Genomic DNA, 17,106 nt, shown 5'->3' on the forward strand with positions numbered 1-17,106 from the left:
TGGCTGCGGCTTAGCTGGGTTGGAGCTCAGGCGGGCCGCACCAGCACCAAGGGGGTGCGCTCGTTGGCATTACCAGCTGGGTTGGGACGCAGGGCCCGCTCCAGCAGGGCTTCATCGCAGCCTGGGCTGGAGGCCAGCACCTTCACCCGGCCCAGATCGTTGACGTCTACCACCGCCACGGCCACTCCCAAGGAGCGGGACATGGCGGCGCAGAAGGCGGTGGGCTGTTGGGGCCCGAGCACAATCGTTTGGTCGTAGGGGGGTGTGGTGCCGGTGATGTCGTCGATCAGGCGGGCCTGGTCACCGGCAAGGCGATAAAACCAGCCCTTGCTGCCCACCAGTTTCAGGGCCAGGCCAATTAGCCAGGCACCCAGCACCTGGGCGGGACCGACCACATCGATCAAGGACTGCAGGCCGCAGGCTGTGGCCAGGGAGCTGGTGGGGTGGAAGCCACGACAGAGCAGCCTGGCCAGGGCGCTGGGTTGAACGGTGGCCGGGTGGTGATAGCGACCCTGCATCACCGCCAGGGGGGTTTCGCCGATGGTGAGCACATCGCCGGGCTGGATCAGCTCGCCGGCGTAGCGGCGCAGCACGGTTTCGGGATCGTCGAGCACGCCGAGCAGGTGGGTGCCAACCGGCAGCACACGGCAGCGATCGCCCTCCCGCCAGCGGGCCGATTGGGGCGCTATGGGCGTGGGTTGCTGAAGTGGCACCAAAACGCCATCGCGGCGATGGAGGCGCCCGAAGGGGCCGTAGTTGACCCAGAGAATTTCCAGCCAGAGGGTGTCGAGCAGCTGGTTTAGGGACTGGCCCGGTGCGCCGCTCAGGCTGATCTGGATGCGGGCGCTGGTGCTCTTGCGCCCCTTGACTATGTAGGCGGCCCAGTAGCCATCCGGGCGGGCTTCCTCATCCGGATGCAGCGCCTCGATCCGGCTCGACATTTTTACGTCCGCCAGGTCGCCCCGACCCAGCAAGGTGGGCCTCAGCTCGATCTCCGGCACCATCACCTCCATGCGGTGGTGGGGGTTGTGGATCGTCACCATGCCGGAGACGCTGAGGCCATCGCTGCCAGCTTCGACGCGGAAGTCTTCAGCGCGCAGCCGCAATGGCGAGGCGGGGCGCAGGCGATGGCGAAGCTCCAGCACTACCAGGGTGAGGCCCAGCAGAAGAAAGAGTGCGGCAAGCGATGAGGCCATGGGCGAAGGCGCCAATTGCGACGAGGCACGAATCGACGGAGCGTAAATGGCCTAGTGGTCTTAATTTCTCGCCAGCACGGAATCGGTGATCGGCATGCGCAAGACCTTCGTGCTCGACACCAACGTGCTGCTGCACGATCCGGCAGCCCTGACCCGCTTTGAAGACAACAACATCTTGATCCCGATCGAGGTGGTCGAGGAGATCGACCGCTTTAAGCGGGATCCAGCTGAAAAGGGACGCAATGCCCGCCAGGTATCGCGGCTGCTGGACGCTCTGCGTGCCCATGGCAACTTGGCCGATGGTGTGCCCAATGGTGAACAGGGCGGCACGCTCAAGGTGGTGTTCTGCCGGGCCGAAACCCTTAGCCAGCTGCCGCCGGAGCTCAAGGGCGGCAGCGGCGACAACAACATCCTGGCGGTGGCCCTAGAGGAGCAGCGCCTGCAGTCGGTGCTGGGTGGCCAGCCGCCGGTGGTGCTCGTTACCAAGGACACCAACCTGCGCATCAAGGCTGATGCGGTGGGCTTGATCGCCCAGGACTACACCAGCGATCGGGTTGACATCGGCGGCCTATACCCCGGCTTCTGTGAGGTGTGGGTGGATGCGGAGCAGATGGATCGGGTCAAGCTGCCGCCAGGATTGGCGGTGGAGGGCCTGGTGCTGGAGGCGCCGCTGCAGGCCAACGAGGGCGTGACCCTGATCGATCGGGCCCAGCCGGCCCACACCCTGCTGGCTCGCTACAACGGCGCCACCGCCAGCCTGCAACCGCTGCAGCGGGCGCCCAAGGCCAAGCTCGGCCGCATCCAGTCCCGCAACCGGGAGCAGACATTTGCCCTTGATCTGCTGCTGGATCCCAGCATCCAGCTGATAACCCTGGTGGGCAAGGCCGGCACCGGTAAAACCCTGCTCGCCCTGGCCGCTGGGCTGCACCAGGTGGCCGATGAGCGGATCTACGAGCGTCTGCTGGTGACCCGCCCGGTGATTTCCCTCGGCAAGGAGATCGGCTTTCTGCCTGGGGATCTGGATGAAAAAATGGGTCCCTGGATGCAACCAATCATCGACAACCTCGACTTTCTGCTCGGCGGCAGTGAGGAGGAGGGGCGGGGTGCTGCGCGGGCTGGTGGCAGTCACCGCGGGCCGCGCAGCAATTGGACCGACCTCAAGGGCATGGGCCTGCTCGAGGTGGAGGCGATTAGCTACATCCGCGGTCGTTCGATTCCGCGCCAATTCATGGTGGTGGACGAGGCCCAGAACCTCACCCCCCATGAGGTGAAGACGATCGTGACTCGGGTGGGCGAGGGCACCAAAATTGTGCTCACCGGGGATCCATACCAGATCGACAATCCCTATGTGGATGCCGAAAGCAATGGCCTCACCTGGCTGGTGGAGCGCTTCAAGGGCCAGCGGCTCGCCGGCCACGTGACCCTGCTGCGGGGTGAGCGCAGTGAACTGGCCGAGCTGGCCGCCAATTTGCTCTAGGGCGGCCAGTCCCCTTTACTGGGGCTGGAAGACGACGTTCCAATCCCGCTTCATATCCACAACTAGCCAGCCCTGCTGGGGAGCCTCTTTTAGGGCTTCTACAAGCTTGCCGGTGCTGGTCGTCTTGGCGTCGTAGGCGTACTCGCGTTCAGCGTCGGTGTGATGGACGATCAGCCCTAAACTGGGGCGAGGATTATCGATCGTGGTGTACTGCAACATGGCGTGATCGCCATCACTGTTGCCACAGCAAATTATAGGTCTGCGGCCGATAAACTGATGGATGCCAACTGGCTTGCCGGCCTTATCGTTTACGAACAAGTAATCAAGGGTTTTGGTGATTACTGGTTTGCCGTGCCGTAGTTCGAATACGCACCGCGATGTCGATCCAACAACTTGCTCTGGTGGTATGCCGTAAACCTGTTCCACCCAGGCCCGCATAAAGTCGGCGCCGCCACCTGAAACAATGAAGTTCTTAAAGCCGTTATCGCTTAGGTAGCGAAGGAGCTCCTGCATGGGTTGGTAGGTGAGCTCGCCATAGGCCTTGCCATAGCGCGGATGACTGGCCGATCTAAACCATGCCTGCACGGCATCTCGAAATTCTTCTACCGTCATGCCTGCATGGGTGATCGCCAGGATCTGCATCAGACCATCGAAGTGTTCACCTTCCAGGAGTTTTGCAAGATCGCCGTCCAAGGCAGCTTGCACCATGGGTTCTGAGGTAAGGCTCGGCTCGGTGAGGATGCGCAGCTTCAGTTCGTCGATGGCAAAAGCTGCCTGAAAAGGCAGCGGATTTTCCGGCCAGAGTGTGCCGTCATTGTCATGCACAGCAATGCGTTCGGCTGGAGGCAGGTATGCGGGTGAGCTTTTATTTGTGACTTTAGCGATGAATGCAAATAAAGCTTGTTTGACCTGCCCTTCATTCCAGGAGGGCAGCGGATCAGCTTGGCGAGAGAAGTCGTATAGTTTTGTTTGGGCGACACCATAATCACCTATTTGGTAAAGGCTAATGGAGGCTGTTTGGAAGCTAAAGGCCTCAAATGGCTCTGCTACCAAAGCTTCAACAAAATCACTTGTGCCAATGCCCAGGGTCAGATGGGGCTGATAGTTCGGGCCCGTCTGCGTATCGCCAAAGTTGGTCACGTAGTCAATAGTCGCCTGGCTGATTGGCTCGGCGTCAAGGCGGGGTGCGAAGGCATCACCTGTGCCGTATTTCACGGCAAATGGTGCGGTGGCGGCGATAATTTTTTGCTGAAGTTCATGCTGATAGGGAGTCGCCTCGATATGGAATCCCACCAATTTGAGATTCTCGCTGGCTAATTCAAGGTAGCCAGTGGCTTTGCCTTCAATATTGATCTGCGGCTCACCACGCAGCACGTTGGACACGGCAGCTGCTACTTGGCCCAGGTCTACAGTGTTTATAAATAACTGGAGAATGGTGATGTGGGGCGCGTGGTTGGCATCTAGGGGGAAGCTGGCTGGGTAGTTTTCTCGCAGCCGAGCGTTTATCGCCTTTGCCTTCTCAACCGTGGCAGCATCTGGTTCCAGCAGGACGTTGATTGCAATCAGGGTCATCGGCGCAGTCCTGGGGGTAATAGTCACAACTTATGGGTTGTCTGGATTAACAATCCAGGCAAGCGCGGCGCTCAGTGTCGCTGATGTCGCCGCGTTCGCGCTGCCATTGGCGCCGGCGCAGGTTTTCGTAGGCGCGGCAGAAGTCTTCGCCCAGGGCCTGGCGCAGGGCCAAGTCGGCGTTGAATGCATCGAGGGCCTCGCCGAGGTTGACCGGCAGCCTGCCGCAGCTGCCGGGATCCAGGGGCTTGGCGTAGTTGTCGTTGTCGCTGCGGGGGCCAGGAGCGAGCTGGCGCTCAATGCCATCGAGCCCAGCCGCCAGGATTGCAGCCTGCAGCAGGTATGGATGGGCGGCGCCATCGGGGAGGCGCAGCTCTAAGCGCTGGTCGTCGGGGATGCGCACCATGTGGGTGCGGTTGTTACCGGTGTAGCTGATGCCGCCCGGACTCCAGGTGGCACCTGAGGTGGTGGGCGGGGCAGCGAGGCGCCGGTAGCTGTTCACCGTGGGGTTGCTCAGGCAGCTCAGGGCCGGGGCATGGGCCAGCAGGCCAGCCAGGAAGTGGTAAGCAAGCGTCGATAGACCGAGCTCGCCGCTGGGATCGTGGAACAGGTTGCGGCCTGCTTGCGAGCTGTCAGCTGTGCCCCACAGGGAGAGGTGGGTGTGGCAGCCATTGCCTGTGAGGGCGGCGAAGGGTTTGGGCATGAAGCTGGCCCTCAGCCCCTGCTGCTCCGCCAGGGATTTCACCATCACCTTGAAAAAGGCGTGGCGATCGGCGGTGGTGAGGGCGTTGGCATAGGTCCAGTTGACCTCAAATTGGCCGTTGGCGTCCTCGTGATCGGCCTGATAGGGCCCCCAGCCCAGCTGCTCCATCGCCTCCAGCAGGGGGCCGATCAGGGGGTAGCGGCGCATTAAGGCCAGTTGGTCGTAACACGGCTTTTCCTGGCTGTCGGCGCTGTCGCCGATCCGCTCGCCGCTGGGATCGAGCAGGAAAAACTCAGCTTCCACGCCGCTGCGCAACTCAAATCCCCGCTCAGCTGCCTGCTCCAGTTGGCGCCGCAGCAGGCGTCGGGGGCACTGCTCCATCGGCTGGCCATTGAGCTGGAGCTCGGCCGCCACCCAGCCCACCTCCGGCTGCCAGGGCAGGGGGGTGAGACTGGCCGCCGCCGGGATCGCCATCACGTCGCCATCGGCGGGGGAGAGATCCAGCCAGGCCGCAAAGCCAGCGAAGCCCGCCCCATCGCGGGCCATCCCAGCCACCGCCGAGGCTGGCACGAGTTTGGCCCGCTGGATGCCAAACAGATCGGTGAAGGAGATCAGCAGGAAGCGGAGCTGCAGCTCCTGCATTCGCTGGGCGAGATCAGACATGGGAGGGCTGCAGGAGGAGGGTTTCAACGATGCGGCTCAGCTGCCGCTGCTCGGCAGGGCTGCTGTGGGGGTTGCCCGCCCGGTGGCCGAGCTCCGAGGGGATCACGTGCAGCTCCGCCCCGGGGATGGCGTCGGCGTCGGCGGCCAGGTCTTCGAGCGGGAAGTAGAGGTCGTGGCTGCCGGCCACCACGGCGGTGCGGGCGGTGATGCGGCCCAGGCCTGCGGCCAAATCCCCACCGGCGGCCACGTCGTGGGCAAGCCAGGTGTCGAGCATGGCGATCAGATCGCGGGGGTCATGGCGTTGGTAGTGGGGCAGCCAGTGCTGCTCCACGTGCTCCTCCACCGGCTCGGCGATGCTGCGGAAAAAGGGCTGGCTGGCGGCCCAGCTGGCGTAGATCAGGGAGTAGGTGCGCAGTCCCTGCTCTGGCGGCGCGTTGAAGCCGCTGCCATTCCAGTGGCGATCGGCGGTGAGGGCCTGGCGCAGGCTGAGGCAGAACAGGCGGTTGTGGGGCGAGGTGCGGGTGGTGGCGCAGACGCAGCAGATCCGCTCCACGGCCTCCGGGTGATCGACGGCCCACTGGTAGGCCTGCTGGGCCCCCATCGACCAGCCGTAGATCAGGGGGAGCCGTTCGATGCCGAACACCTCTGCCAGCAATCGGCGCTGGGCGGCGACATTGTCGCGGTGGCTCACCACCCAGCCTTGTTCGGCCAGGCCCATGGCGCCGTGGCTGGGGCTGCTGGAGGCGCCGTTGCCGAACATGCCAGCAATCACGATGCACCAGCGCTCCGGATCCAGCACCGGGCCGGCCAGCCAGGCCAGATCCTCGGGCCGGGCCCCGTAGGAGGTGGGCACCAGGATCAGGTTGGAGTGCTGGGCGTTGAGCTTGCCTATCTGGAGGTAGGTGAGCTGGGCCTCCGGCAGGGTGTGGCCGCAGGCCAGGGGAAAGTCGCCAAGGCAGTGCTGGCTGGCGCTCATGCTGGCAGGCCCAGGAGTGGCAGGTTGCGCAGCAGCCGGCGGTGCACTGCCAGGTAGCCCCGGTCGCAGTGGCGCAGGTGCGGTGCGATGGGGCCGTGGGCGGCGGGCAGGGCGTGGAAGGGGAGGGAAGGGTAGAGGTGGTGCTCGGCGTGGAACGGCATGTTCCACATCAGCCAGCGCACCGCAGGGTTGGTGAGGGTGGTGCGGGTGTTCTCGGTGCCGTCGCTGCTGAAGCTGCAGCCGCTGTGCTCTGCCAGCAGCACAAAGCGCAGCAGGGGCTGGCCCACCGCCAGGGGCAGCAGCCAGAACCACAGCAGAAAGCCGGAGCCGCTCAGCAGGGAGGCCAGGGCCAGGGCTGCATAAACGGCGATCTGCAGCCGCACCGAGCGGCGCACCTGGGGAATGGCCTCAGGGCTCAGGTAGCTCAGGTTGCTGAGGTCTCCCCAGAGCAGCCGCGCGTAGCCGGCCCACTTGCCGCTCCACCAGTTCCAGCCGCTTAGTTCGCGCAGGTAGGCCCAGGAGTTGGTGGGCACCGGATCGTCCAGTTCAGGATCTAGCCCCGGTTGGTGGGTGTAGCGGTGGTGCCACTGGTGGTAGCGCCGGTAGTAGGTGGAGTTGTAGAAGCTAAGCAGCCCCGCGAACCAGGCCACCGTGTCGTTGACGCGGCGGCCGTGGAAGGCCGTGCGATGGCAGCATTCGTGCAGCGGAGCGAAGCAGGTGGCCAGGCCAATGCCGCACACCAGCAGCCCCAGCAGTCTCAGGGCCAGGGGCCAGGGCTGCTGGGCCCACACCAGTCCGCCCGCAACGGTGATCAGTAGGTGGCTGGCCAGATGCACGGCTGCGGGGCCATTACGAAGCTGGTTGAGACTGGCAAGCGCATCGCGCTCCAGCAGGGGTGAGTTGGGTTGGGCCATGGGCCCTATCCCACCAGCCCGGTGGCTCCGGCTTCGGTAGGGGATGTGACCGTCTGAGGGTATAGATCTGCGCCTGCCGGGCCGACGTCATGGCTGTGGCTGTGGGGAGCGGCAGCAGGGGCGGCTTGATGGTGATTCTGGTGTTGATGGTGCTGGTGGGGATTGCCCTGGGCTAGGGCAGGGGCGGCCCAGATGGCTGTCAGCAAGAGAGATGCAGCGGGCAAAAACATACGGAGTAACTCGGCACAACACCTAGGATGGGGTCTCCCCCTGCTGGAGAGTCAAGTGGTTGCGCTACAGCTGCCAGAGGAGCCGGCCAAAGAGCTGCAAAAGATCGGTGCGGTGGCTACTCGTTCAGGCGTTTCAGTGAAGACGATTCGCTTCTACTGCGACCAGGGTCTGCTGCAGCCAGCAGGCCGCAGTGAGGGACGCTACCGGCTCTTTGATGAGTCGGTTGATAGCGATCTAGCGCTGATCCGCACCCTGAGGGGTCTCGATATCCCTCTGCCCACAGTCACCGCGGTGCTCGAGGCCCGACGCTCCGGAGTGTGCACCTGCAATAACCTGCAGGCAACGATCCGTTCTAAGGCAGGCGAAATCCAGCAGCGGATCGCTGATTTGCAATCCCTCCACGCCGAGCTCAACGGACTGCTCAGCACCTGGCAGCGCTGCGGCGGCAGGCCAGCTCAAGTGAGTGCTGGCAACTGAAGGACAAACGTGCTCCCGATGCCAGGGGGGATCTGGCGTAAGCCCTGATTTACAGCGTGTGCAACAACCCCCAGCCAATAAAAAAGCCCCCTTATTACAGGGAGCTTTTGGGGATTCCGTTGTTTCCCAGCCGTAGCTGGGCTGTTGACTATCAACCGATTGCAGGTGCGGTCAGTGCCACGGGTGTGGCAGTAGCAGCAGCCAGGTCAAGCGGGAAGTTGTGAGCATTGCGCTCGTGCATCACTTCCATACCGAGACCAGCGCGGTTCAGAACGTCGGCCCAGGTGTTCACCACACGGCCTTGGCCGTCGAGGATCGACTGGTTGAAGTTGAAACCGTTCAGGTTGAAGGCCATCGTGCTCACGCCAAGGGCGGTGAACCAGATGCCAACCACGGGCCAGGCAGCCAGGAAGAAGTGGAGGCTGCGGCTGTTGTTGAAGGAGGCGTATTGGAAGATCAGGCGACCGAAGTAGCCGTGAGCAGCCACGATGTTGTAGGTCTCCTCTTCTTGGCCAAACTTGTAGCCGTAGTTCTGGCTCTCGCTCTCGGTGGTCTCACGAACCAGGCTGCTGGTAACGAGTGAACCGTGCATGGCGGAGAACAGGCTGCCACCGAAGACACCAGCCACTCCCAGCATGTGGAAGGGGTGCATCAAGATGTTGTGCTCAGCCTGGAACACCAACATGTAGTTGAAGGTGCCGGAGATGCCCAGGGGCATGGCGTCCGAGAAGGAGCCTTGACCGAAGGGATAGACAAGGAACACGGCAGATGCTGCGGCCACAGGAGCGCTGTAGGCAACGCAGATCCAGGGGCGCATGCCCAAGCGGTAGGAAAGCTCCCACTCGCGGCCCATGTAGGCGTAGATGCCGATCAGGAAGTGGAAGACCACCAGCTGGAAAGGACCACCGTTGTACAGCCACTCATCGAGGCTGGCGGCTTCCCAGATGGGGTAGAAGTGCAGGCCGATGGCGTTGCTGGAAGGAACAACAGCACCGGAGATGATGTTGTTGCCGTACATCAGGGAGCCAGCTACGGGCTCACGGATGCCGTCGATGTCGACAGGGGGCGCGGCGATGAAGGCCACGATGAAGCAGATGGTGGCAGCCAGAAGGCAGGGGATCATCAGCACACCGAACCAGCCCACATAGAGACGGTTGTTGGTGGAGGTGACCCAGTCGCAAAACTGGTTCCACGCAGAAGCGCCTTGGCGCTGCTGAATAGTGGTTGTCATGAGAACGGTTTGGGGAAGGGCTTGCCTGACACAGCCGAGAGGCTTGGCAGGAAAGCAGTAAGTAGATGCGGGGCGGGGAACCGCTCGCTCATCTGAACTTAACACCTATTCACACTTGTCAGGCAACCTGGCGGTGCAATTGGTCAGCAGCAGAGCTGATGGCACTGATAAGCCGCACCGGTTCAAGCAACCACTGCTCCCCCTAACGCAGCAGCGGCCCCATGTAGAAGGTGCAGACCGGGTTGGGAATCAGGGCGGCCTGGAGGTCCAAGCCCTCACCCAATGAACTCGAGCAGAAGGGCACAGGCTCACCAATAGGCAGCGTCATATCCGCTGCCGTCTCGTCCGCTCTTGGTGACGACCAGAACCGGTGCACCAGGCCAGCCTTTGTGGAGGAGAAGGTCTGCCGCCAGGGAGCCGCCTCGGTGAGGATGGCGGATCAGCGTTTAGCAGTGAACGGTGCTTGGGCAGCGAGAGTGGTTGGGGTCATGGCAGCAGAGCAGTCCTTTGTTGTTGCCGCCTGCATGGACTTCAGACGCCGCCGTGCGAGCAGCGACTGATCAGCTCAGCAGGGGTTTGCCGTCAAGTCGACGGATCGCAACAACCCCGGGCCTGGGCGGCCGGGCGGGTACCCCGGACGGCCAGTTAGAGCCGAGCGGTACCCAGCGCAACTGCTCAAAGCGTTGACCGTTGCGGTCCACCAGGCTGTGGGCTTGGGCTTCCACCTCCTTGCCTTGGCGCACTCCCTGAGCCTCGCCAGGGTGCTGCACCGCCAGAAACAGCGTGCGGCCCTCGCTATCGAAGCAAGGCCCGCACAGCTCACACCCCACCGGACCGATCGCAAAGCAGAGGGCCTGACCCGCCATTGCGCCAGTGCGCGGCAGCAGCCAGCAGCTGTTGTTGCCGAATACATCGAGGTCGGCACCCCCAGAGCGATCGGTCACCAGCCAGAGGTTGCCGGATGGGTCGAAGGCCAAATTGTCGGGATGGCTAAAACCGAGCCCCCCCTGCCAGGGCAGGCCGCCAGCCGCCACCATCCGCCAGCGGAAGCTGGCGCCTCGGCCAGCGCCACCATCGCTCAGTCGCATCACCCAACCGTGGGGCCAGAGGGATTCGCCTTTGGGGCCGCGGAAGACCGCCGGATCACTGCAGCCGCCGTCATCACGGCCCGCCGCCGTGAAAGCGATCAGCAGGTCTCCGTTGATCGGGTCGATGTCGGTGTCTTCTGGCCTGGGGCAGGCGGTGGCGCCAGCGGCGTTGGCGGCCAGATGGGCATCGATCAGGATCGCTCCTTGCTGCCGCAGCTGCGCCTCCAAGTCATCGCCGCCCAATGGGTAGAGATCGCCAAGGTTTTTGTAGTGGCTGCAGTAGGCCTGCAGTTCGGCATCGCTGCTGAGCGCTTCACTACCGCTGCGCTGGCGGTCGCTGTGGGGCAACACGGCTGGTTGCTGCCAGCCAAAGCGCTCGTAATGACTGGGGGGTTGCGGCTGCACCGCCGTGGTGACCTCCAAAGCGATCCAGGTGCCGCTGCCTTCCGCGTTGAAACGGGCCACCTCCAGGCGACCCGCTGCAAACAGCCGTGAATTGGTGCGATCGAGCGGGTCTTGCACGAGCCCTTCACTGACAAAGCGGTACAAGTGCCCGCCATGGCGATCGCAACCCGAATACACCACCAGCGGCTCTCCAGGCCGGGCCACAACGGCAACGGCTTCATGGCGAAAGCGGCCCAGCAGGCTGTGCTTAACCGCGGGTTGGCTTGGCTCACGGGGGTCAAATTCCACCATCCAGCCGTACTTGTTGCCGGCTAGCCCAAAGGGATTGCCGAGCCCGTCGAGGCGTGAACCATCCCAGCGGAACGGCTGCGCTTCTGGGGAAGCCGCCGAGCCATCGGCATAGACGGCCTCGCTCACCTGCGACTGGAAGTTTTCCTCAGCGCTCAGCACGGTGCCCCAGGGGGTGGTGCCGCCGGTGCAGTTGGCAAAGGTGCCGATGATCCGATCACCTAGGCCATCGCGGTAGCCAAGCGGCTGGCTGTGGCGAAACACCGCCGCCGCCGGACCGCTGCAGCGCAGGGCATGCTCCGGCTGACTGAATCCGCTGAGGCCATCGATGCGCCGCTCGTAGCGACTGCCGCGGCTGCGGTGCCAGCCTGAGCTGCCCTGCTCAAGCTCGAGTACGCCGATGCCGAGATCGGCCATGGCGGCGCGGGCCACGGCCTCGATCAGCGGCCGCAGCGGGTCGCTTGCCGTAAGGCTGGCCACATCCACACTGCCGCCGCGGCTGGCCAATGCCTGCTGCAAAGTCTTCAGTGGCAGGAGGGTGCCCACGGCTTCTGAAAAACCTGCCGACCAGGTCTGGGCACTGATGTATTCGAAGTTGATGCTCAACAAGGCCCTGCCGCCAGGCAGGGGCTGGAACGCCAGGTAGTCGTTGTTGAAGCCAAAGCGACCCGTGGCGAGACGATCGCCCCAGACAGCGAGCAGCTCGGCGCGATAGCCCTCGGGAACCAGCAGTTTGTCGTCGACGTTGAACGTCCGATAGATGCGCCGTTGCTCTGCCGCACTCAGACCGTCAGCAGGCAAGGGCAGAGGTGCACGCACGGGCACAAAGGGCAGGGCAGCATTTCCTGCCGCCGTGCTGCTGCTGCGGACCTCATGCTGCGGCAGCAACATGGCAGCGGCGCTGCTGCCAGCACCGATGCCCAGCAATTCGAGCAGCTGGCGGCGCTTGATCGCAGAGCGATTCATTGCTGTTTCATTGCTGGGGTGGTGCTGAACTGGAACGACTCCAGGTTCACCGCCCGGATTGGTTTAAGGGTGGTTCAGCTCTAGCAGAGCTACTGCTCTTTTGCATGTTGCGCCTGCAGCGTGACCCTGTGCTGCAGAGGCTTGGAACCACGGCCACGCCGCGGGAAAAGTGAGTTCGTGACTGGGGCTGACATGAACCTCTGGGTACTTCACAAGCGACCGAGCGGGATGGTCGAGCCCTATGAGCTGACGCGGTTGAGGGAGGAGGCGCGTGCTCTTGACATCCGCTTTGAAGCCGTCGCACCAGAAGAAATCGATCTAATCGTTAGCCGCGGTGGTCGGCGATCCATTCGGCGCTGCGGCGCCGAGGTTGAACTCCCCGATGTCTTGCTGCCCCGTACTGGAAGTGGCACGGATTACTTCTCATTGGCAATCCTGCGCCAGCTGGAGCACCTGGGCGTGGCTGTGGTCAATCCCACGCACCATGTTGGTGCGTTTTCCAGTCGATCCCCATCTGGTCGCCCAACAGATTGGCGTTCCCTGTGTCATCAAGCTGCTGGTTGGCTCCTATGGCGACGGTGTTGTGCTCAGCCGTGACCCAGCTGGTCTCCGGGCTGGATCGCTCTCAAAGCCTGATCTTGCAGCAGTACATCGGCACAAGACCCGGAAAGGACCTGCGGGTCTGGGTAATTGGCAGCCAGGTGATTGGCGCCATGTTGCGCAGCAGCACCGACGGCAGTTTCAAGGCAAACATCAGTAGGGGTGGTGATGGGCAGGCATTTCCCCTTAACCCAGAGCTGGAGCGACTAGCGCGTGATTCAGCAGCCGCCTTGAACCTCGACATCGCCGGTGTCGACCTGCTGTTTGATGGCGATGGTTACAGCATCTGTGAGGTCAATAGCGCCCCAGGCTTTCAGGGCTTTGAGACAGCTACGGGCTTGAACGTCGCCCGCCTGGTTCTTGAGCACTGCAAGTCAACAATGCATTTATCACCGCCAAAGCTTGCTTGTGTGTTTTGAGCAAGGGCTTGAGCATCAAGCTGTGCTCAAGACGTTTTCAGAGGGCGAAGCGCTCGCCCAGCTGCCTGGCAGCGCAAGTTGCCCGCTCGAGCCACGGAGCGAGGCCGGGCGCGACAGCATGTAACGAAGTTGTTACATGGCTCTCATGACAGTCGGGGAAGTCTTTCTGGAGTCGATCTCTAGCGGTGTGATCACGGAGCATGAGATCTCCTGGGTTGCCTCCCACCAAGGCGCCTTTGCCCGCCACGAGGAAGCCCTGGCGCTTCGGTTGGGGCGCTTGGTAGACGAGGGGCAGATCAACCTTGGCTGCCGCCTGCCGAGTCGTCTTGTCCAGCACAAGCTTGTGCTCAACGAATGGATTGAACCGCTCGGCCGGCGCCGCGGCAGAGCGGCCGCTTGCGCCTGACACCGCAGTAGCTCCTATGACGCAAGACAAAACATTGCACTACTGGCAGAACATGCGGATCGCCATGGAGGCGGCAGGGGCAACCTCAAGTGCGATCTACAAACGAGCCCTGGCGATCACCCAGGGGCTTCCAGATCCCCTTGCCCCTCAGGATTCGGCTCAGTTGTAACGGCTAGTCCCCTTTCTGATTCAGGGGGAGCACCTGGGATGGTGACGCTTCCAAGATTTTTATGCCACCTGATCTGCATTGCCCATGGAAGCTGGATGGCCGACCAACTCAGAAGATTCGCAAGCGGTGATCCAGTTACGCAGCAGCGGGTAGCGCTGCACCATCGCTGCGTATTCAGCTGATTGACGGTATGAGGATTCCAAAAGCCGGTAGTCAGGGTTCTGCTGCATGGACTGCTGCTCTCCGGAAACCAGCTCTGCTGCTAGCGCTAAGTGCCTGGTACCTGAATGATCAGTTGTCATGGAGATCAAGCGGGCGCTAAGGGTTGCGGCAAAGCGCTTTGCAGAAACGCTGCTGGAGCCCGCTAGCGATTGTTGCTTCTGTCAGTGGGAGCAGACAGAAGGCGTCGGCTGTAATTGGGCAAGCGACGGCAGGACAGCCCCTTGCCACAACCGTTCACAACCTGTTACATTGCCCATAACATTCCGTTACAGACATGGTTGAATCTGCTTCCCGTTTTGGTTTCGTTGCTTTCGCTGAAACCTGGAATGGCCGTCTGGCAATGCTTGGTTTTGTGATCGGTCTTGGCACCGAGCTCCTGACAGGTCAGGGCATCCTTTCCCAAATCGGTCTCGGTTGAGCGTCATGGAAACCGATTACACCGCTGCAATTTCAGTCGTTGCTCTGATCACCGCTGCGCTCTCGGCAATGACGATCTACGTGCTGAGCCGTCCTACGGACCTAGCCAAGAGGGTTGGATGATTTCCGCTATCACCATCCTTCTTATCGGTGCCTGGATTGTTGGTGCTCTCAACCAGCCTGATCTTGCCGACTGAGCTTTTAGCTCTGAAATGACCAACACTGTTTCTGACGATCAAATGCTTGATAACAGCTCGGACCAGTTGACACTCGTTCAGCAATTGCAGCGTGTTGAGCGCTTCAATGGCCGCGCCGCCATGCTTGGCATCGTCATCGGCATCGTGGTGGAGGGCCTCACAGGTTTTGGTATTGCTCATCAAATCGGCCTCGGCGCCTTGGTTGATGGCTATGCCGCCTGCCGCACCCAGTTTTTGCCGTTCTGCTTTTAATCTTGACCTCTATTGCGTAGGCTACATTCGATAGTCTAGTGCTTGGCTGAATATTTATAGATTATGGTGTGATGCCGAGGGGAGGAAGTTTATTGTTATAGATAGCAGTAAATTATAAATATTCGCATTGTGCAACCGAACTGCATGCCAGCTCAAGTAAGTGCTGGCATTTGAAGCAGAAACGTGCTGCCGGCGCCAGGGGTGCTCTGCACGGAGAGCCAGCCACGATGACGGCCGGCGATGGCTCGAGCAATGGCCAAGCCCAACCCCGTGCCGCCGGATTGGCGCGATCGACTGGCATCACTTCGATAGAAGCGCTCGAAGATGCGCTCCTGCTCGCAGGCAGCAATTCCTGGCCCTTGGTCGCTCACCGCGACACGCAGGTTTGATCCCTGCTGGTCTAGTTCGACGAGCACCACGCCACCGGCCGGGCTGTGCTGGATGGCGTTGCTGAGCAGGTTGGACAACAGCCGAACCAGTTCACGCTTCTGGCCGCGCACCATCCGATCAGGATCAGGGACCTGCAGCTGCAGAGTCACCCCCCTGGCATGAGCTGTTTCACTGAAATCTTCGATCAGATCTTCCAGGCACTCGGCGAGCCGGCAGTACTCCTGAGTCTCTAGGTAGGCGGGTTGCTCCAGGCTGGCTAGCAGGAGCAGATCGGCGATCAGCCGTTGCAATCGCTGCCCCTGGGCCAGCACCCGATTGAGGCTGGCCGTCACCAGCTGATTGGTCTGAGCCATAGCGCCGTGCTCGGCTTCCACCACCGCCAGCAGGTTGGCCAGCGGCGCACGCAGCTCATGGGCCACATCGGAGCTGAACTGCTCCTGCCTGCGGTAAGCCTCAAGCAGAGGCGCTATGGCCAGGCCCGCCAGCCACCAGCTAGCGACGGCCATCGCCAGCATCGCCAGGAGAAAAACTGCATGCCCAAACCACCACAACCGCGCAGCCTCCGCATCAAGATCCGCCAGGTTGCGGGAGATCTGCAGATAGCCCCAGTTGGGCTCACCTGGACCATGGGCGTGGTGCAAGTGGATGGTGTACGCGCCCCAGCGCCCCGTACTGCGATCCCCTGACAGCGACCAGCCCAGCTGCCCAGGCCTTGGGTCTTGCTGCAGAGCCCCGGGGGACCTGGCGATCAAGGTTCCGCTCTGATCGAGCACCCTCAACTGGAAGCGATCGGAGTCGCTGGCACTGATCGCGTGGCGCTGGATCAGATCGGCCGGGGGCCGGCACGGCTCACCGGCTAGGCAGAGCCCGGGCAGCACAGAGGCAAGGGAAGCGGAGGGCCGGGCATCGTGGGGCAGGGCGGGCTTGAGGCTGTCGTGCAGGGTGCCGGCAAGGGTCTCCAGCTCTCTTTTGACTGCCGCTTCTTGGCTTTGCAGCAGCAGCTGGCCCATGCAAAAACCAGCGCCGTAGAGAACGGTGCCCATCACCAACAGCGATTGGCCGGCCAGCCGCAAGCGGGCACGCCACAGCAACTGCGGCACGGGAGAGAGGCGTTTACTCACGGCTGCAGTCCCGCCTGCGGATCAAACCGATATCCCTTGCTGGGCACCGTTTCGATCGGGGAGGCCAGGTCATAGCTCGCCAGCTTGCGCCGCAGCAGCCTCACCTGGGCCGCCACCACGTTGCTCACCGGGTCCTGATGCAGGTCCCACAATTGATTTCGCAGTCGCGATCCGGGAATGATCTGGCTGGGGTGTTCCAGGAAGTAGCCCATCAGCTGCTGCTCCTTGGCCGAAAGCTCCACGCTCACTTGCCCGCTTGCTGTGGTCACCAGCAGCTGTCCTGTGGCGTAATCCAGGCAGTAGCAGCCCGCCTCCAGCAGCGGCTCCCGGTATGAGGGGTGGCGGCGCTGCAAAGCCCGGATCCGAGCTAGTAGCTCCTCCATCGCCAAGGGCTTGCTCAGGTAATCGTCGGCGCCGGCATCGAGTCCCTCCACCCGATCCGCCGTGTCGCTGCGGGCGGTGAGCAACAGCAGCGGCAGGCCCAGGCCTGCGGCCCTGGCACGGCGGCAGAGCTCGAGGCCGCTCAGATCCGGCAGCATCCAATCGAAGATCGCCAGCTCGTAGCGCGCCAGCTCAGCGCTGAGCAGGTTCCAACCTTCCAGGCCACCCGGGCAGTGATCCACCACATGGCCCTGGCGCTGCAGCACGGTCTGGATGGAGGAGGCCAGATCCGCCTCGTCTTCCACCAGCAGGATCCGCAGCGGCATGGAATTTCACCTGGTTTTCATC

General features: G+C 62.5%; 18 protein-coding genes. 7 read left to right on the forward strand and 11 right to left on the reverse strand.

What is annotated here, in order from left to right:
• Positions 1-26 precede the first annotated feature (26 nt).
• A complete protein-coding gene (locus tag U9970_RS04235) occupies positions 27-1,196 on the reverse strand; it encodes a F420-0:Gamma-glutamyl ligase (protein WP_322765454.1) in 1,170 nt (389 codons plus the stop codon).
• Positions 1,197-1,290: 94 nt separating this feature from the next.
• Between U9970_RS04235 and U9970_RS04240 the strand changes: the two genes are divergently transcribed.
• Positions 1,291-2,673: a PhoH family protein gene (locus U9970_RS04240; protein ID WP_322765455.1), complete on the forward strand. Its 1,383-nt coding sequence runs from the start codon at positions 1,291-1,293 to the stop codon at positions 2,671-2,673.
• Positions 2,674-2,688: 15 nt separating this feature from the next.
• Here the strand turns inward: U9970_RS04240 and U9970_RS04245 are convergent, their stop codons facing one another.
• From U9970_RS04245 to U9970_RS04260, 4 genes are read right to left on the reverse strand one after another with little or no spacing between them, the layout of a single operon-like run.
• Positions 2,689-4,245 carry a haloacid dehalogenase-like hydrolase gene (locus U9970_RS04245; protein WP_322765456.1) on the reverse strand — a complete coding sequence of 519 codons (1,557 nt, stop codon included), beginning with the start codon at positions 4,243-4,245 and terminating at the stop codon, positions 2,689-2,691.
• A 46-nt stretch (positions 4,246-4,291) separates the two neighbouring features.
• Entirely contained in the window at positions 4,292-5,608 is a 1,317-nt protein-coding gene (gene glnT, locus U9970_RS04250) for a type III glutamate--ammonia ligase (RefSeq protein WP_322765457.1), read from the reverse strand.
• A complete protein-coding gene (locus U9970_RS04255) occupies positions 5,601-6,584 on the reverse strand; it encodes an alpha/beta fold hydrolase (protein ID WP_322765458.1) in 984 nt (327 codons plus the stop codon). The genes glnT and U9970_RS04255 overlap by 8 nt, the downstream gene beginning before the upstream one ends.
• Positions 6,581-7,498, reverse strand: coding sequence for a fatty acid desaturase (locus U9970_RS04260; protein ID WP_322765459.1), 918 nt, complete (start codon positions 7,496-7,498; stop codon positions 6,581-6,583). The genes U9970_RS04255 and U9970_RS04260 overlap by 4 nt, the downstream gene beginning before the upstream one ends.
• A 285-nt stretch (positions 7,499-7,783) precedes the next feature.
• Here U9970_RS04260 and U9970_RS04265 point away from each other — a divergent pair, with 285 nt between their 5' ends.
• A complete protein-coding gene (locus U9970_RS04265; protein WP_322765460.1) occupies positions 7,784-8,206 on the forward strand; it encodes a MerR family DNA-binding transcriptional regulator in 423 nt (140 codons plus the stop codon).
• 151 nt (positions 8,207-8,357) lie between these two features.
• Here U9970_RS04265 and psbA read toward each other — a convergent pair whose 3' ends face one another.
• The 3 genes from psbA to U9970_RS04280 all read right to left on the reverse strand — a co-directional run bounded on the left by psbA (position 8,358) and on the right by U9970_RS04280 (position 12,184).
• On the reverse strand, positions 8,358-9,437 hold the full coding sequence (psbA, locus tag U9970_RS04270) for a photosystem II q(b) protein (RefSeq protein WP_197147936.1): 1,080 nt from the start codon (positions 9,435-9,437) through the stop codon (positions 8,358-8,360).
• Between the two features lie 202 nt (positions 9,438-9,639).
• Positions 9,640-9,765, reverse strand: a complete 126-nt coding sequence (locus tag U9970_RS04275) for a hypothetical protein (protein WP_322765461.1) — start codon at positions 9,763-9,765, stop codon at positions 9,640-9,642.
• Between the two features lie 232 nt (positions 9,766-9,997).
• Complete coding sequence (locus U9970_RS04280) at positions 9,998-12,184, reverse strand: PhoX family protein (RefSeq protein ID WP_322765462.1); 2,187 nt, start codon at positions 12,182-12,184, stop codon at positions 9,998-10,000.
• A 192-nt stretch (positions 12,185-12,376) separates the two neighbouring features.
• Here U9970_RS04280 and U9970_RS14270 point away from each other — a divergent pair, with 192 nt between their 5' ends.
• From U9970_RS14270 to U9970_RS04290, 3 genes are all read left to right on the forward strand, one after another.
• The gene (locus tag U9970_RS14270; RefSeq protein WP_407653079.1) at positions 12,377-12,781 is read left to right on the forward strand and encodes an ATP-grasp domain-containing protein; all 405 of its coding nucleotides are present in this window, start codon (positions 12,377-12,379) and stop codon (positions 12,779-12,781) included.
• Complete coding sequence (locus tag U9970_RS04285; protein ID WP_322765463.1) at positions 12,778-13,203, forward strand: ATP-grasp domain-containing protein; 426 nt, start codon at positions 12,778-12,780, stop codon at positions 13,201-13,203. The genes U9970_RS14270 and U9970_RS04285 overlap by 4 nt, the downstream gene beginning before the upstream one ends.
• Positions 13,204-13,348: 145 nt before the next feature.
• Positions 13,349-13,609, forward strand: coding sequence for a hypothetical protein (locus U9970_RS04290; protein ID WP_255024201.1), 261 nt, complete (start codon positions 13,349-13,351; stop codon positions 13,607-13,609).
• A 228-nt stretch (positions 13,610-13,837) separates the two neighbouring features.
• Here the strand turns inward: U9970_RS04290 and U9970_RS04295 are convergent, their stop codons facing one another.
• The gene (locus U9970_RS04295) at positions 13,838-14,080 is read right to left on the reverse strand and encodes a hypothetical protein (RefSeq protein WP_322765464.1); all 243 of its coding nucleotides are present in this window, start codon (positions 14,078-14,080) and stop codon (positions 13,838-13,840) included.
• A gap of 194 nt (positions 14,081-14,274) precedes the next feature.
• Here U9970_RS04295 and U9970_RS04300 point away from each other — a divergent pair, with 194 nt between their 5' ends.
• Together U9970_RS04300 and U9970_RS04305 are read left to right on the forward strand one after the other, a co-directional pair.
• Entirely contained in the window at positions 14,275-14,418 is a 144-nt protein-coding gene (locus U9970_RS04300) for a chlorophyll a/b-binding protein (protein ID WP_322765465.1), read from the forward strand.
• 238 nt (positions 14,419-14,656) lie between these two features.
• Positions 14,657-14,866, forward strand: coding sequence for a chlorophyll a/b-binding protein (locus U9970_RS04305; RefSeq protein ID WP_407653103.1), 210 nt, complete (start codon positions 14,657-14,659; stop codon positions 14,864-14,866).
• Positions 14,867-15,018: 152 nt separating this feature from the next.
• Here the strand turns inward: U9970_RS04305 and rppB are convergent, their stop codons facing one another.
• Together rppB and rppA are read right to left on the reverse strand one after the other, a co-directional pair.
• Positions 15,019-16,377, reverse strand: a complete 1,359-nt coding sequence (rppB, locus tag U9970_RS04310) for a two-component system sensor histidine kinase RppB (RefSeq protein ID WP_322765467.1) — start codon at positions 16,375-16,377, stop codon at positions 15,019-15,021.
• Positions 16,374-17,078, reverse strand: a complete 705-nt coding sequence (rppA, locus tag U9970_RS04315; protein WP_322766013.1) for a two-component system response regulator RppA — start codon at positions 17,076-17,078, stop codon at positions 16,374-16,376. The genes rppB and rppA overlap by 4 nt, the downstream gene beginning before the upstream one ends.
• Positions 17,079-17,106: the final 28 nt, after the last annotated feature.

This window comes from Cyanobium usitatum str. Tous (assembly GCF_963920485.1).
GTDB classification, from domain to species: Bacteria; Cyanobacteriota; Cyanobacteriia; order PCC-6307; family Cyanobiaceae; genus Cyanobium_A; species Cyanobium_A usitatum_A.